At 64.5% G+C, this 14,975-nt stretch carries 15 protein-coding genes; 9 read left to right on the plus strand and 6 right to left on the minus strand.

The window, feature by feature from the left end; translation table 11 throughout:
• Positions 1-28: 28 nt before the first annotated feature.
• Genes RMO89_RS06235 through RMO89_RS06245 form a run of 3 tightly spaced genes read right to left on the minus strand, consistent with a single transcriptional unit; the run spans position 29 to position 3,112 of the window.
• Entirely contained in the window at positions 29-568 is a 540-nt protein-coding gene (locus RMO89_RS06235) for a molybdenum cofactor synthesis domain-containing protein (protein WP_310531891.1), read from the minus strand.
• Positions 558-2,294 (minus strand): lytic transglycosylase domain-containing protein, encoded by a 1,737-nt coding sequence (locus tag RMO89_RS06240; protein ID WP_310532041.1) that lies wholly within the window; start codon positions 2,292-2,294, stop codon positions 558-560. The genes RMO89_RS06235 and RMO89_RS06240 overlap by 11 nt, the downstream gene beginning before the upstream one ends.
• Before the next feature lie 41 nt (positions 2,295-2,335).
• The gene (locus tag RMO89_RS06245; RefSeq protein ID WP_409035519.1) at positions 2,336-3,112 is read right to left on the minus strand and encodes a hypothetical protein; all 777 of its coding nucleotides are present in this window, start codon (positions 3,110-3,112) and stop codon (positions 2,336-2,338) included.
• Between the two features lie 88 nt (positions 3,113-3,200).
• Here RMO89_RS06245 and RMO89_RS06250 point away from each other — a divergent pair, with 88 nt between their 5' ends.
• The 7 genes from RMO89_RS06250 (at position 3,201) to RMO89_RS06280 (ending at position 11,438) form a co-directional block, all read left to right on the plus strand.
• Positions 3,201-4,850, plus strand: coding sequence for an electron transfer flavoprotein-ubiquinone oxidoreductase (locus tag RMO89_RS06250; protein WP_310531893.1), 1,650 nt, complete (start codon positions 3,201-3,203; stop codon positions 4,848-4,850).
• A gap of 9 nt (positions 4,851-4,859) precedes the next feature.
• Entirely contained in the window at positions 4,860-5,666 is an 807-nt protein-coding gene (locus RMO89_RS06255) for a 4-(cytidine 5'-diphospho)-2-C-methyl-D-erythritol kinase (RefSeq protein ID WP_310531894.1), read from the plus strand.
• Entirely contained in the window at positions 5,663-6,394 is a 732-nt protein-coding gene (locus RMO89_RS06260) for an N-formylglutamate amidohydrolase (RefSeq protein WP_310531896.1), read from the plus strand. Before RMO89_RS06255 ends, RMO89_RS06260 begins: the two co-directional genes overlap by 4 nt.
• 107 nt (positions 6,395-6,501) lie before the next feature.
• Positions 6,502-8,358: a dihydroxy-acid dehydratase gene (gene ilvD / locus RMO89_RS06265; RefSeq protein WP_310531898.1), complete on the plus strand. Its 1,857-nt coding sequence runs from the start codon at positions 6,502-6,504 to the stop codon at positions 8,356-8,358.
• A gap of 11 nt (positions 8,359-8,369) precedes the next feature.
• Positions 8,370-8,765 (plus strand): hypothetical protein, encoded by a 396-nt coding sequence (locus RMO89_RS06270; RefSeq protein ID WP_310531900.1) that lies wholly within the window; start codon positions 8,370-8,372, stop codon positions 8,763-8,765.
• Positions 8,755-10,149, plus strand: a complete 1,395-nt coding sequence (locus tag RMO89_RS06275; protein WP_310531902.1) for an NAD(P)H-hydrate epimerase — start codon at positions 8,755-8,757, stop codon at positions 10,147-10,149. Before RMO89_RS06270 ends, RMO89_RS06275 begins: the two co-directional genes overlap by 11 nt.
• A complete protein-coding gene (locus RMO89_RS06280; RefSeq protein WP_310531904.1) occupies positions 10,146-11,438 on the plus strand; it encodes a class I SAM-dependent RNA methyltransferase in 1,293 nt (430 codons plus the stop codon). Before RMO89_RS06275 ends, RMO89_RS06280 begins: the two co-directional genes overlap by 4 nt.
• Here the strand turns inward: RMO89_RS06280 and RMO89_RS06285 are convergent.
• From RMO89_RS06285 to RMO89_RS06295, 3 genes are all read right to left on the minus strand, one after another.
• Complete coding sequence (locus RMO89_RS06285; protein ID WP_310531905.1) at positions 11,432-11,872, minus strand: MAPEG family protein; 441 nt, start codon at positions 11,870-11,872, stop codon at positions 11,432-11,434. The genes RMO89_RS06280 and RMO89_RS06285 overlap by 7 nt on opposite strands.
• A 14-nt stretch (positions 11,873-11,886) precedes the next feature.
• The gene (locus tag RMO89_RS06290) at positions 11,887-12,321 is read right to left on the minus strand and encodes an MAPEG family protein (RefSeq protein ID WP_310532042.1); all 435 of its coding nucleotides are present in this window, start codon (positions 12,319-12,321) and stop codon (positions 11,887-11,889) included.
• Positions 12,322-12,390: 69 nt separating this feature from the next.
• Entirely contained in the window at positions 12,391-13,368 is a 978-nt protein-coding gene (locus tag RMO89_RS06295) for a pyridoxal-phosphate dependent enzyme (RefSeq protein ID WP_310531906.1), read from the minus strand.
• 50 nt (positions 13,369-13,418) lie between these two features.
• On the opposite strand from RMO89_RS06295, the gene RMO89_RS06300 reads away from it, so the two are divergent.
• Both RMO89_RS06300 and RMO89_RS06305 read left to right on the plus strand, forming a co-directional pair.
• On the plus strand, positions 13,419-14,630 hold the full coding sequence (locus RMO89_RS06300; protein ID WP_310531907.1) for a saccharopine dehydrogenase family protein: 1,212 nt from the start codon (positions 13,419-13,421) through the stop codon (positions 14,628-14,630).
• Positions 14,630-14,974, plus strand: a complete 345-nt coding sequence (locus tag RMO89_RS06305) for a DMT family protein (protein WP_310531909.1) — start codon at positions 14,630-14,632, stop codon at positions 14,972-14,974. The genes RMO89_RS06300 and RMO89_RS06305 overlap by 1 nt, the downstream gene beginning before the upstream one ends.
• The last annotated feature ends 1 nt before the right edge of the window (position 14,975 follow it).

The following is a 14,975-nucleotide window of genomic DNA, read 5'->3' on the forward strand; positions in this document are numbered from 1 at the left end:
TGGCAAGCCGCGTGGGCTCGCTGCGAACCTAGACTTCCTTCAACCTCGGCATCAGTTCGACGAAATTGCAGGGCCGGTTCCGGCTGTCGAGCTGTTCGGCAAGGATGCCGTCCCAGCCGTCCTTCACCGCGCCGTTCGAACCGGGCAGGGCGAAGATGTACTTGCCGCGCGCGACGATAGCCATCGCGCGGCTCTGGATGGTCGAGGTGCCGATGGTACCATAGCTGATCCAGCGGAACAGCTCGCCGAAGCCGGGAATGTCCTTGCCTTCGCTCGATGCCTTGACGCGTTCGAGCGCCTCGGGCGTCACGTCGCGCCCTGTCAGGCCGGTGCCGCCGGTGGTGACGATGCAATCGACCGCGCGGTCATCCAGCCAGTTATTGAGCCTGCTGACGACACGCGCTGCATCGTCGATCTCGATCGCGCGAAACACCAGGTTGTGCCCTGCGGACTTGATCTTGTCGGCAAGGATGTCGCCGGAAGTGTCGGTTTCGGGCGTACGCGTGTCCGAAACGGTGAGAAGGGCGATGTTGATCGGCTTGAACAGCCGCGACGGGTCAACGGCCACGAATGAGCGTTCCGTTGGCGGCCATGCGCATGCCTTCGCTGCCCGTCAGACCGGGGAAGGTGGGCCACAGCCCCTGTGCCAGGGCCATGCGGCTCTCCGAAGGGCCGCCGGCCTGCCGCTCATACATCCAGTAATTGCGCATCACGATGTTCACGTAGCCGCGCGTCTCCCAATAGGGGATCGATTCGACCCACAGCAGCGGATCGCCGCCATCGCGGATTTCGCTGTTCCAGCGCGAGATTGGTAGCGGTCCGGCGTTATAGGCAGCCATGACCTTGGGCAGCAGGCCCTGCGTGCCGGGCGCGTTCTTGAGCGCCTGCAAATGCGCTTGCCCAAAGGCGAGGTTGACTTCCGGCTTGGCGAGGTCCGCTGCCGAGCCCGCAATACCAAGCTCTGGCCCGCGATCCTTTGCGGCCGCCGGCATGATCTGCATCAGGCCCTTGGCGCCCGCCGGGCTGACGGCGCGGGTGCGGAACACCGATTCCTGCAATGCGTGGGCATAGACCAGCGCGGGATCGACGCGCCAGCCGGTGGAGGGCGTCCACTTCGGCGTCGGATAGCGGATTGCGCGTTCAGGCTGGCCGCCGTTCGGTGCGTTGAACGCCATCCACAGCTGGGTGGAAGGCAGGCCAAGATCGCGCGCAAGGCGGGTCAGCGGCTGATACTGCGAAGGCTCACCGATGCGCGCCTGGTGGCGCAGGACTTCGTCGGCAAGCCCGTCGCGGCCAATCTCGGCGAGCGCCACGGCGGCGCGCACGTTGGGCACTTCGCGCAGTTTCTGCCAGTCGGCCTGGCTGAAATCAGCGCCTGCATGGGTTTCTGGGATCTTCAGGCCGAGCGATTCGGCGGCAAGCATTCCGTACAGAGTCTCGTCACGCGCGGCGGCCATGCGCAGCGGCGTGCTGGCCTTTTCAGGCTGGCGGCAGCGCACATGGGCGCGGCTCTGCCAGTAATAGGCGGCGCTTTTCAGTTCGCTGTTCTCGGCAAGGTCAGCCGCCTTGGTGAAGGCATCGACCGCGCTCTGGCAGTCGCCCAGGCGCCAAGCGGCAAGGCCGGTGGTCCAGTGGCCTTCCGCCACCCACGGACCGGCACCATCGGCGGCGGTGCGAGCAAGGGCGAAGGCGTTGCCGTCCTGATTCTCGATATAGAACGACCAGGCAATCTTGGTGCGCCATTCCGCGCGGGCATTGGGGCTGAGCGTCGCATCGATACCGTCGAGCAACAGACGCGCGGCGGCTGGGTCGTCGGCCTTGATCTTGGCGGTGATCGCGGCGGATATCGATGCCGGCATCGTCCCGTCATTCGTGTCACGCGGACGCAGGCGCTTGGGGCTGGATTGCAGGCTGATGAAGCGCTGGCTCTCAGGCAGAGAAGGGACCGTCAGCGATCCGCGCTTGGCGGCAAGCGAGGCGATCTGTTCGGCCGAGGGAAGCTGCGTGCCTTGCGCCAGCCAGCCGTCCAGCGCGGCCAGATCAATCTTCGGGCTGCGCGCGTCGAGGAAATATTCGGACTTGGCGACCAGGTGCAGCGGGCCATCGGGCTTCTGCGCCAGCATGGACTGGACCTTCACCCAGTCAGCCTTGTCAATCGCGCCGAACAGGTCGGTGTAATAGGCGCGCTCATCAGCGCTCAGCAGGCTTGGCACGGCAGTGCGATCGGCGCGACCCCGGAAATATTCGATCGCGGCGGAATTGGCCTGCGCCGGCGCGGAAATACCCGCCACCATTGCGGTGCCTGCGCCTGCCAGCAGTATCGTCCTGAACTGTGTCACGCCGATTGTTTCCCGATCTCTTCCGACTGGCCCCACTCCAGCCACTTGCGCCAGAACGCCGCCTTGGCGGTCGGGCGCACCATTGCATCGAGGCCATGCGCCGCGAGCAAGGGAATTGTCCGCCCCTCATGGTTAAAGGAGCGTAAACTTTGAGCGCTTTGCGCCGGATCGTTGCCGAGCAGCGGCAGGATGTTCGCGCCGAAGACAATCAGGCGCTGCGGGGCGGCCAGATGGACGTGGTGCCGGGTTACTTCGCCAAGCCCTGCCTCGGCCAGCGCCGGGATATCGGGGAGCGGTGTGTGGCGGACGAGCACCGACGCATGATAAACACTGTCGCGATCAATCCCCATCGCGGCGAGCATTGCGGCGAGTAGTTTGCCCTGCTTGCCAGAAAGGAGCTGATCACCGTCCTCTTGCTCGGGCTGTTCGACCAGCACCAACAGCGGAGCGCCTACCATGCCGCGCTGGGCGATCCGGCGCGCAACTTGCCCGCTATCCAGCGAGGGCTCTTCCATCCACCACAGGCGGAACGCATCGAGGTCCTGCGGCCAGCCTGCCGGATCGCCGCCGATACGCGGGCGGGGCGGGGGCGGCGGAGCGGCAAATTTCGCCACCAAGGCCGGACGATCTTCGCCGGGCGCGGGTTCCGGATCAGGCAGGGTGATCCACGCGGTCGCCTCATCTGCGAACGCGCAATCGACGCCGGCATCGCGCCACCACGCCATTGCAGCCGCGATATTGCCCGCGAGCGCCTGTTGAGATCCCACCACCATCGCCTTGACCCTTGACCTGCCTGCGCGCAGCAATCAAGGCGCAAGGCCGTGAGCCGCGCGGATTGCGGGACGAATACGGGAAAAGACGATGATCGAACGCGAATCGATGCCCTATGACGTGGTGATTGTTGGCGGTGGGCCGGCCGGCCTGGCTGCGGCAATCCGCCTCAAACAGGTCAACGCCGACATTACCGTCTGCATCCTGGAAAAAGGCAGCGAAGTTGGCGCGCACATCCTTTCGGGTGCGGTCGTCGATCCCAAGGCGCTTGATGAATTGCTGCCGGACTGGCGCGATGATGGGTGCCCGATGGCGGAAACTCCGGTGACCGACAACTGGCACTGGACCCTGACCAAGACCGGCAAGATGCCGATCCCCCACATCGTCATGCCTCCCTACATGTCGAACCACGGCAATTACACCGGCAGCCTTGGCAACCTGTGCCGCTGGCTGGCAGGCAAGGCCGAGGAACTGGGCGTCGAAGTGTTCCCCGGCTTCCCGGCGGCGGAGATCCTTTACGACGACAAGGGCGCGGTTATCGGCGTCCAGACCGGCGACATGGGCGTTGACCGCGAAGGCGAGCCCAAGGGCGATTTCATGGCGGGTATGAACCTGCTCGCCAAGTATACCATCTTTTGCGAAGGCGCGCGAGGTCACCTGACCAAGCGCCTGAAAGAAAAGTATGAACTGGAGCGCGATTGCCAGCCGCAGAAGTACGGCATCGGCATCAAGGAACTTTGGGACATCAGCCCTGACAAGCACGTTCCGGGCCGCGTTCTGCACACACAGGGCTGGCCGCTTTCGGAAAGCGGATCGGGTGGCGGCGGCTTCCTGTACCATCAGGCGAACAACCAGGTGGCGCTCGGCTTCGTTGTAACGCTCGATTACGCCAACCCCTATGTCTATCCGTTCGAGGAGTTCCAGCGCTGGAAGCAGCACCCGGAAATCCGCGCGATTTTGGAAGGCGGCAAGCGCGTTTCCTATGGTGCCCGCGCGATCAACGAGGGGGGGTGGCAGGCCGTGCCGCATCTCGCCTTCCCGGGCGGCGTGCTGGCGGGTTGCTCGGCCGGTTTCGTCAATGTGCCGCGCATCAAGGGCAGCCACACCGCGATGAAGAGCGGGATGCTGGCGGCAGAAGCTATCGCCGCCGCCGTGGCCGCTGGCCGTGAGCAGGATGCACTGGACGAATACGAGGCCGCGGTGCGTTCCAGCTGGATCGCCAAGGAGCTGGAACTGGTCCAGAATTCCGAACCGATCCTCGCCAAGTTCGGCGGAGACCTGCTCGGCACCGTGCTCGCCGGCATCGAAATGTGGCTGCGCTATCTCAAGATGCCGCTGGTGAAGCCGATGAAGCATCACACCGATGCTTCGACCCTGCAGCGCGCCGATCTCTACAAGCCGATTGCTTACCCCAAGCCCGACGGCGTCATCACCTTCGACCGCCTGACCAGCGTCAGCTTCTCGTTCACCAACCACGAGGAAGAGCAACCCTGCCACCTCAAGGTGGCCGATCTGGAACTGCAGAAAACCAGCGAACTGGGCGTCTATGCCGGGCCTTCTACCCGCTATTGCCCGGCGGGGGTCTACGAATGGCTGGTCGATGAAGCTGGCAAGCCGAAGTACCAGATCAACGCGCAGAACTGCGTCCACTGCAAGACCTGCGACATCAAGGATCCCAACGGCAACATCACCTGGGTCGCGCCTGAGGGCGGCGGCGGTCCGAACTATCCGAATATGTAATCCGCTCCGGTGATCGAAACCGCCTACGCCAAGATCAACCTCGCGCTGCATGCCCGCAAGCGGCGCGAGGATGGCTATCACGAGCTGGAAACGGTGTTCGCCTTTGTCGACGCTGGGGACACTGTTTCGGTCAGCCGTTCATCTCGCGATCAATTCAGAATGGTTGGTCAGTTTGCCTCCCAACTTACTGATCCTTTTGGTAACATCGTGATGCAGGCGCTTAACGCCTTGCCGCGCGCCGATGGCTGGGCAGTAACGCTGGAAAAGAACCTGCCGGTCGCCGCCGGGCTGGGCGGTGGATCGGCAGATGCCGGGGCGCTGTTCCGGTTGGTCGGACGTGAATACGGCTTGCCCAACGACTGGCACGCCCGCGCGGCAAAACTTGGTGCCGATGTGCCGGCCTGCGTAGCCTCGGTGGCCTGCATCGGGCGCGGAACGGGAACTGAACTGGAACCGGTCGCCAACGATCTGGCAGGCACACCGGTGCTGCTCGTCAATCCGCGCGTTCCGCTGGCGACTGGGCCGGTTTTCAAGGCCTGGGACGGCGTTGATCGTGGGCCTTTGCCCATTGGCAAGCTGCGCGAAGTGGCGCTGAATGGCCGCAACGACCTCGAATCCCCGGCGATCGCGCTCTGCCCGGTCATTGCCGCAGTCCTCACCGCGCTGCGGTCCACCCCGGCCTGGCTCGTCCGCATGTCGGGTTCAGGAGCGACCTGTTTCGCGCTGTTCGACTCCGATGACGCCATGACGCAAGCCGCCGAATCTATTGCACTGAGCCATCCGGACTGGTGGCAGCTGTCGGGGCACCTGCGATGAAGGACGCCCCCTGGCGCATCATCGGCACGCCGCGGTTTGGCGGCATCCTTGTGGTGTCCGACCACGCCTCGAACCATGTTCCGGACGGCATTGACCTCGGTATCGCACCGGACCTGCTAGACCAGCACATCGCCGTCGACATCGGCGTGCGCGAAGTTGGTGAACTGATGGCCCAGCGCCCCGGCGTGGCGGCGTTTCAGGCGACGGTCAGCCGGCTGGTCTGCGACGTTAACCGCGAAGAACACGCGCCGGGGGTCGTGCCCATTGCCAGCGACGGCCACGCGATCCCGGGCAATGCCATCGACCATGCCGGGCATCTCGACCGGCTGGAGCGGTTCTTCCACCCCTATCACCGCGCGTTGGCAGCGTTGCTCGATGAAAACCCGCAAGGGCTTATTCTGTCATTACACAGCTTTACGCCGCATCTTTCATCCCATCCCGAGGAAGTCCGACCATGGCAGGTCGGCGTGCTGTACAATCAGGACGACCGCGCCGCGCAGCTGGCGATCCCGATGCTTGAGGCCGAAGGTCTGACCGTCGGCGACCAGCAGCCCTATTCCGGCCAACTGCTTAACTACACGATGAACCGCCATGCCGAGGCAGACGGGCGGCCCTATCTGGGTATTGAAGTGCGGCAGGATCAGATCGCCGATGCGGCGGGACAGGCGCTCTGGGCGGAACGGCTATCGCGCATAGCGAACCGCGTGGCGATCGAGCTAGGCGGCTGATTTCCGCCGAAATCGTCTCAAATATTACTTTCGACTGTCACTCCGCTCTGCGCTAGGCCACCGCCTCGCTTTCAAGCTTGTCAGTAAAGAATCCAGAGGTCGCACCCATGCCCGCATACCGTTCACGCACATCCACTCACGGCCGCAACATGGCCGGGGCAAGGGGGCTGTGGCGTGCGACGGGGATGAAGGATTCGGACTTCGGCAAGCCTATCATCGCCGTGGTGAACAGCTTCACCCAGTTCGTCCCGGGCCACGTCCACCTCAAGGATCTGGGCCAGATGGTGGCTCGCGAGATCGAGGCGTCAGGCGGTGTTGCCAAGGAATTCAATACCATCGCGGTCGATGATGGCATCGCCATGGGGCATGACGGCATGCTCTATTCGCTACCCAGCCGCGACCTGATCGCCGATTCGGTCGAATACATGGTCAACGCCCACTGCGCCGATGCCATGGTCTGCATCTCCAACTGCGACAAGATCACGCCGGGCATGCTGATGGCGGCGCTGCGGATTAACATTCCAGTGGTTTTCGTCTCGGGCGGGCCGATGGAAGCGGGCAAGGTTATCCTCGACGGCAAGGTCAAGGCGCTCGACCTCGTCGATGCGATGGTCGCGGCTGCCGATGATAGCGTCAGCGATGAGGACGTGGCGAAGATCGAACGCTCGGCCTGCCCGACCTGCGGGTCATGCTCGGGCATGTTCACCGCCAATTCGATGAACTGCCTGACCGAAGCGCTGGGGCTGTCGCTGCCCGGCAACGGCTCGCAGCTCGCCACCCATTCGGACCGCAAGGAACTGTTCCTGCAGGCCGGCCGCACCGCGGTCGAGCTGTGCCGCCGTTGGTACGAGCAGGACGACGAAAGCGCCCTGCCGCGCAATATCGCCAGCTTCAAGGCGTTCGAGAATGCCATGAGCCTCGACATCGCGATGGGCGGATCGACCAACACCGTGCTCCACCTGCTCGCCGCCGCCTATGAAGGCGGGATCGATTTCACCATGGCAGATATCGACCGGCTGTCGCGCGGTGTGCCGTGCCTGTCGAAGGTCGCTCCCGCCAAGAGCGACGTCCACATGGAAGACGTTCACCGCGCCGGCGGCATCATGGCGATCCTCGGCGAACTGGACCGTGCGGGGCTAATCCACACCGACTTGCCGACCGTGCATAGCCCTACGCTCGCCGATGCGTTGAACCGGTGGGATATCAAGCGGACCAACGATCCGGCGGTGCAGCAGTTCTTCCTTGCCGCACCTGGCGGGGTGCCGACGCAGACTGCGTTCAGCCAGTCACGCCGCTGGGAGTCGCTCGATGCCGACCGCGAGAACGGCGTTATCCGATCCGCAGAGCATGCGTTCTCACAGGATGGCGGTTTGGCCGTTCTCTCGGGCAATATCGCGCTCGAAGGATGCATCGTGAAGACGGCCGGCGTCGACGATTCGATCCTCAAGTTCACCGGCCCGGCCAAGGTCTATGAAAGCCAGGACGCGTCGGTGGCCGCGATCCTCACCGGACAGGTTGTTGCCGGCGATGTCGTGGTGATCCGCTACGAAGGGCCCAAGGGCGGCCCTGGCATGCAGGAAATGCTCTACCCGACAAGTTACCTCAAGTCGAAGGGGCTGGGCGCCGCCTGCGCGCTGGTGACCGACGGACGCTTTTCTGGCGGCACTTCGGGCCTGTCGATCGGCCATTGCTCACCCGAAGCGGCGGAAGGCGGCGATATTGGCCTCGTCCGCAATGGTGACACGATCGAGATCGACATTCCCGGCCGCACGATCAACCTGTTGGTCAGTGATGAAGAACTTGCTGCCCGCCGCGCCGAGCAAGATGCGAAGGGCTGGAAACCGGTCGAAGTGCGCAAACGCAAGGTTTCGGTGGCCCTTCAGGCCTATGCCGCGATGACCACCAGCGCAGCGCGCGGCGCCATTCGCGACGTTTCGCAGTTGACGCGCGCGCGCGGGGCATGATTGGTGCGCGCATGATGCGCGCCGCCTGCCTTTCGCCCCTGATCCTGCTCGCTGCCTGCTCGGGTGGCGGGGAGGCGCAGGCTGGTTCATCTACTGCCGCCCAGTCCGAAGTGGCTGCCGCGCCCGAGGACACCTCCGTCGCTTGCGCGCTTGCCGGGGCAAAAACGTTTGGCCTTACCTGCACCCGCGACATATCGCGCGATGACGTGGGCGAGGTCTGGATCGTCCGCCACCCCGACGGCGGCTTCCGGCGCTTCGTGCTGATCGATGGAGGCACCCGAATCGCCACAGCCGATGGCGACAAGGAAGTTGCCACCCAGCGCGTCGGCGGCGAACTCGAAGTGCGGGTCGAAGGTGATCGTTATCGCTTCCCCGCCGCGCCGGAGCCTGCGGCAAGTGGTTCCTGATCAGGTCCTGACCGTCGCGCAGATGCGCGCGGCGGAAGAGGCACTGATTGCTGCCGGGTCGAGCGTGGATGCGCTCATGCAGATCGCCGGGCGCGGTGCGGCGGAATGGGTTTGGCGGATCGCTGCCGGGCGGCCTGTGACCGTGCTCTGCGGCCCCGGCAACAACGGCGGTGATGGCTATGTGATTGCCGAGGCGATCCGGGAGCGCGGTGGCGCGGTTGCCGTAATCGCCGCAACCGAACCCAAGACCGATGCGGCGCGCAATGCCCGCGCGCTGTTTGGCGGGCAGGTTCTGCCGCCGGATGCCGTGCCAAAAGGCGAGATATTCGTCGATTGCCTGTTTGGTAGCGGCCTGACGCGGGCATTGTCGGACGACTTGATGGCCGTCGTCGCGCGGCTGGCAGCGACCCACGCTAATCGTATCGCCATCGACGTCCCCTCCGGCGTGGACAGCGATTCCGGGGCAATTCTCAACCAAGGCCTGCCGCAGTTCGATCTCACCCTATCGCTTGGCGCTTGGAAGCCGGCGCATTTCCTGATGCCGGCCGCTGCCATCATGGGCCATCTGCGCCTCGTCGGGATCGGAGTGGCCCGCGTGGACGAAGCGGCGATTCTGATCCAGCAACCGCGCCTGAGGGCTCCGGCGGCCGATGCCCACAAGTACCGGCGCGGGCTTCTTGGAGTAGTCGCGGGCGCGATGCCCGGTGCGGCGCTGCTGGCGGCGCGGGCGGCGCAAGGCGCAGGTGCGGGCTATGTGAAGTTGCTCGGCGCTGTGCCCGCTGGCGTGCCCGTGGATATTGTCGCCGACCCGCGCGCGCTCACCGCTTCGCTAGCTGACAAACGCTGGTCCGCGCTGCTGGTCGGTCAGGGCCTTGGCCGCCATGCCGCCGCGCGCGATGCCCTGGTCGAGGTGCTGGCCCAGCCGGTGCCCGCCGCCCTCGATGCCGATGCCTTGATGCTGTTGTTTCCGAGTTTCGTGTCCGGGCGCACACATCCCCTGATTGCGACCCCGCATGAGGGCGAGCTTGCCGCGCTTGAAATTGCATTCAGCTGCACCGGCGAAGGCAGCAAGCCAGCCCGCGCGCTTGCTCTGGCGCAGGTCAGCGGAATGGTCATCGTCGCCAAGGGGCCGGACAGCGTGATCGCCGGGCCCGATGGACGGATCGCCTTTTCGCGCCGCGCGTCTTCGTGGCTATCGACCGCCGGAACCGGGGACGTGCTCGCCGGAACCATCGCCAGCAGGCTCGCCAGCGGGGTCGCTCCGTTCGAGGCCGCCTGCGAAGGCGTATGGCTTCACGGCGAAGCGGCGCGGCTGGCGGGAGCGGCATTCACGGCGGGAAAACTTGCCGAATCCGTGGGCGCGGCCTACGCGGCCTGCCTGTGAGCCCGACCGAAACCCCGCCCGCCGCCGAAGAGATCCTGCGCATCGCCGCCAAGGGCGACGGTATAACCGCGTCTGGCCGCTTCGCATGGGGCGTTGCGCCGGGTGACATGCTGCTGGCGGACGGCTCGATCGAACCCGGGCCGCATCACGTTACGCCGCCATGCCGCCACTTCGGCCAGTGCGGCGGCTGCCAGTTGCAGCAGTTGGATGAAGAATCGCTCGCCCATTTTGTCGAAACGCGGGTGGCCAATGCCTCGACCAGTCAGGAACTGGGCGCCGAGGTGTTTGCCCCGCCGCATCTTTCGCCGCCCGGCAGCCGCCGCCGTGCCTCGCTACGCGCCGAAAGCTCGGCCGGGCGCGTGGTGATCGGCTTCCGAGAGGCCAAGTCGCACCGGCTGGTTGAAGTGATAGAATGCCATGTCATTCAGCCCGAATTCGTCGAACTGCTGGTGCCGCTGCGCAAGCTGCTGATCCGGCTGGGGCAGCAGCAGAACGAATCGAGCAAAGGTCGCAAGGCTAACAGGGACAAACAGGGCAAGCATGTGCACGCCCGCATGGCTGCCGACATTGAATTTGCCATGACCGATCAGGGCGTCGATCTGGGCATCAAGAGTTTGAAGGCCGAAGGGCTGGCCGCGACCGAGCTGATTCTCGATTTCGCCAAGGATAACGGCCTTGCGCGTATCGTGCTCGATCAGGGCTATGGCCCCGAAGCGATCTGGGAGCCTGAGCCGGTCACCGTGATGCTGGGCGGCGTACAGCTGCACCTGCCGACGGGCGCCTTCCTGCAGGCTACCTTCGATGGTGAAGTGGCCCTGGTTGGCGCGGCCTGCGAATGGCTGGCAGGCGCGGTGAATGTGGCGGACCTGTTTTCGGGACTGGGGACCTTTGCCTTTGCACTGGCCAAACAGGGATCGCGGGTACTGGCCGTGGAAGGCGCGCGCGATCTGCACCAGGCGTGCAAATCGGCGGCCGAACGGGCGCAATTGCCGCTGTTTGCCATGCACCGCGACCTGTTCCGCAACCCGCTGCTCGCGGACGAACTGGCCAAGTTCGATGCCGTCCTGCTCGATCCGCCCCGCGCCGGGGCGCGTGAGCAGGTGGAGCGGCTGGTTGCCGCCGGTACGGTCGGGCGGATAGTCTATATCAGCTGCAACCCGTCCAGCTGGTCGCGCGATGCGGCCTTGCTGGTCGAGGCTGGCTACCGGCTCGCCGAAGTGCGCCCGGTCGGCCAGTTCCGGTGGTCAACCCACGTGGAACTGGCCAGCTATTTCATCAAGGATCAGTGAAAGACGGCGATCGCGGCGTGCAGGACCAGCGCCATCAGGCACAGGCTGGATAGCGCGAACAGGCTGAAACGCAGCACGACCTTGTTGATCGTTACCTGCACCAGCGAGTGGATCACCCGCAGGCCGACATAGGCCCAGGCAATTGTCGCGTTGAGGCCGGAGCCCTGTCCGATGATCGCCAGCACCAGAGCAATCGCGTAGAACACGGTCGGCGCTTCGTGCAGGTGGTTGTAATTGTGCGCTTTCCACTGGACGGAGTGCGGCAGCACGTCGTCAAGTGTCTTCTTCGGCGATCCTTTGACCAGATCGTCCGGGTTGACCTTTGCCGCGGTCATCGCCGGCAGGCGGGTGGCGTACATCCACAGCCACATGACCATCGTCCAGCCCGCCAGAACGACGACGGGTTTCAGGATTTCCATGTTTTCGAGAACCATCGTACTTCTCCCCCTTATGAACCTATGAAGGCCAGTTTCGCCGCATGGAGCGCCAGTACCAGCAGGCAGATCGATGACAGCAGGAACAGCGCGAAGCGGATCGGAACGCGGTTCACGGTTGCCTGCCAGATCGAATGGGCGATCCTGAGAACCACATAGGCCCAGGCGAACCACACATCATGCTCAACCGGCCCCAGGATCGCGATGATCGCGACCGTGGCGTAGAACAGCGTTGGCTGCTCCATCAGATGCGTATGGTTGTGCGACTTCCAGTTGATGCTGTCGGGCAGCTTGCCTTCAAGGTCCTGACCGCGTCCGCCCGGCTTGGCCTTGCCGAGTCCGCCGCCCATCTGTTTCATGGCGGGAAGGCGGGTGCCGGCCATCCAGAACAGCATGACGAAAGTCCAGAGCACCAGCACCGTGGCTGGCGCGAGCAATTGCGCTTGCATCGACATTTCTCCCCAATCGGCCCCTTGGCGAGGAGACTGCGGCGCGGCTAATCGATTGTCAATTGCAACTCAGTTTGTGCCTGCCAGCACCTCGGCAAAAGTGGCGGCGTCGGTGTTTCCGCCAGACAGGATGATCGCCGTGCGTCCGTCGAGGCTGATCTTGCCCGCCAGCGCCGCCGCCAGCGCCGCCGCGCCGCCGGGTTCGACGACCACCCGCAGCTCGCTGAACGCCAGCCGCTGCGCCGCGCGGACTTCGGCTGCGGTCACGCAGAGGCCGAAGGGCACGCGCCCCTTGAGCACGGCAAAGTTGATCGGGCGAGTGCTGGGGGTCTGCAAGGCATCGCAAGCGGTGGGGAACGAGGGATCGGGCACCGGCAGGATCTCGCCCGCTTCAAGGCTGAGCCGCACATCGTCCCAGCCCTCAGGCTCGACCGGCACGATCTCCGCGCCGGGGCAGGCCAGCGCAAGGCCCGCCGCCAGACCGCCGCCGCCGCAGGGCGTGATGATCCGCGTTGGCGCGCCGAGCCCGCGCGCCTCCATCTGGGCGGCCAGTTCCAGCCCGGCCGATCCTTGCCCCTCGATCACCCACGGATCGGCAAAGGCGTGGACGAGCGTCGCGCCGCGTTCCCTGCACAGCTTTTCGGCCACGGCATCGCGGTCCTCGCCGCCCGGGCGGTCGTAAAGCACCACCTCCGCCCCCAACGCGCGGGTGTTGGCGAGTTTCACTGCCGGGGCATCGACCGGCATGACAATCGCCGCCTTGATCCCCAGCCGCCGCGCAGCCCAGGCGACGCCCTGTGCATGATTGCCGCTGGATACGCCGACCACGCCGCGCAGCCTTTCCTCATCCGTCAAGTCGCTGAGCCGGTGCCACGCGCCCCTGATCTTGAACGCGCCGATCGGCTGCAGGCACTCCGCCTTGCACCACACGGTCACGCCGCGCAGGCTCAGTTCGAGCAGCGGCGTTTCGGGCAGGATTGCCGCCACCTTGGCCGCCGCGCGGGCCACGCCCTCTGCGGTGGGCCTCCGTTGTTCTTGAGAAGTCATGGAAGCGATCTATATGACGCCCCTTCGCTTCCCCCAAGAGGAGATGGGTCTTGAGCAAGGTTCTGGTGATTGGTGCGGGCGGCGTAAGCTCGGTTTGCGTGCACAAGATGGCATTCAACCCCGACATTTTCAGCGAGATTCACCTGGCCAGCCGCACAAAGGCCAAGTGCGATGCCATCGCCGAATCGGTCAAGGCGCGCTGCGGAGTTGACGTCGCGACCTATGCGATCGACGCCGAGGACGTGCCCGCGCTGACCGCGCTGATCCAGCAGATCGGACCGAAGCTCGTCGTCAACCTGGCGCTGCCGTATCAGGACCTGACGATCATGGAGGCCTGCCTGAACGCCGGAGTCGATTACCTCGACACCGCGAACTACGAGCCCAAGGACGTCGCCAAGTTCGAATACAAGTGGCAGTGGGACATGCACGACCGCTTCAAGGAGCGCGGCATAATGGCGCTGCTCGGCTCGGGTTTTGACCCCGGCGTGACCAGCGTCTTCGCCATGTGGCTCAAGAAGCACAAGCTGAAGACCATCCGCCAGCTCGACATTCTCGACTGCAACGGCGGCGATCACGGGCAGGCGTTTGCAACGAACTTCAACCCGGAAATCAACATCCGCGAAGTGACCGCCAATGCCCGGCATTGGGAGAACGGCGCGTTCGTCGAAACTCCGCCACTCTCCAAGAAGGTCGCCTTCGACTTCGACGCGGTCGGTCCCAAGAACATGTACATGATGTACCACGAGGAGCTGGAAAGCCTCGCCCGGTTCATCCCCGAACTGGAACGCGCGCGCTTCTGGATGACCTTCGGCGATGCCTATATCAACCACCTGACCGTGCTGAAGAACGTCGGCATGATCGGCATTGAACCGATTGAATATCAGGGCCAGCAGATCGTCCCGTTGCAGTTCCTCGCCGCCGTGCTGCCCAAGCCCGAAACGCTTGGCGCCACGACCAAGGGCAAGACCAACATCGGCGACATCGCTACCGGCGAGGCGCTTGATGGGTCGGGCGAGAAGACGTTCTACATCTACCAGATCTGCGACCATGAGGACGCCTATGCCGAAACCGGCAATCAGGCGATCTCCTACACCACCGGCGTGCCCGCCATGATCGGGGCGGCCATGATGCTGACCGGCGCATGGAAGGGTGAGGGCGTGTTCAACATGGAGCAGATGGACCCCGACCCGTTCATGGACATGCTGAACAAGCATGGCCTGCCGTGGCAGGTGAAGGAACTGCCGGGGCCGGTCGACTTTTGATGAACCCTGCCTTCCTCCTGCCGCCGCTGCTGTTGGCAGGTTCGAACCTGTTCATGAATGTCGCGTGGTATGGCCACCTCAAGGCCCCTTCACGGGCGCTTTGGGCGGCCATTGCCATCAGCTGGGGCATTGCCCTGTTTGAATATTGCCTCGCGGTTCCTGCCAATCGGATGGGCGCACAGGTCTATACGCTGGCACAGTTGAAAACGATGCAGGAAGTGTTCTCGCTGCTTGGCTTCGTGGTCGTGGCATGGGTGATGTTTGGACAGAAGCCGGGCCTGACTCAACTTGCCGGCTTTGCATTGATCATTGCCGGTGCGGCCTTGGTATTCAGGGGTAATTGAA

Source organism: Novosphingobium sp. (genome assembly GCF_031424035.1).
Taxonomy (GTDB): domain Bacteria; phylum Pseudomonadota; class Alphaproteobacteria; order Sphingomonadales; family Sphingomonadaceae; genus Novosphingobium.

Bases quoted from the DNA above. Each gene is read 5' to 3' on its own strand.
- RMO89_RS06240 (WP_310532041.1), bottom strand. From the start codon at position 2,294: ATGGTGGCGGGTATTTCCGCGCCGGCGCAGGCCAATTCCGCCGCGATC.
- RMO89_RS06245 (WP_409035519.1), bottom strand. From the start codon at position 3,112: ATGGTGGTGGGATCTCAACAGGCGCTCGCGGGCAATATCGCGGCTGCA.
- RMO89_RS06250 (WP_310531893.1), top strand. From the start codon at position 3,201: ATGATCGAACGCGAATCGATGCCCTATGACGTGGTGATTGTTGGCGGT.
- RMO89_RS06260 (WP_310531896.1), top strand. From the start codon at position 5,663: ATGAAGGACGCCCCCTGGCGCATCATCGGCACGCCGCGGTTTGGCGGC.
- ilvD (WP_310531898.1), top strand. From the start codon at position 6,502: ATGCCCGCATACCGTTCACGCACATCCACTCACGGCCGCAACATGGCC.
- RMO89_RS06270 (WP_310531900.1), top strand. From the start codon at position 8,370: ATGATGCGCGCCGCCTGCCTTTCGCCCCTGATCCTGCTCGCTGCCTGC.
- RMO89_RS06285 (WP_310531905.1), bottom strand. From the start codon at position 11,872: ATGGTTCTCGAAAACATGGAAATCCTGAAACCCGTCGTCGTTCTGGCG.
- RMO89_RS06290 (WP_310532042.1), bottom strand. From the start codon at position 12,321: ATGCAAGCGCAATTGCTCGCGCCAGCCACGGTGCTGGTGCTCTGGACT.
- RMO89_RS06295 (WP_310531906.1), bottom strand. From the start codon at position 13,368: ATGACTTCTCAAGAACAACGGAGGCCCACCGCAGAGGGCGTGGCCCGC.
- RMO89_RS06305 (WP_310531909.1), top strand. From the start codon at position 14,630: ATGAACCCTGCCTTCCTCCTGCCGCCGCTGCTGTTGGCAGGTTCGAAC.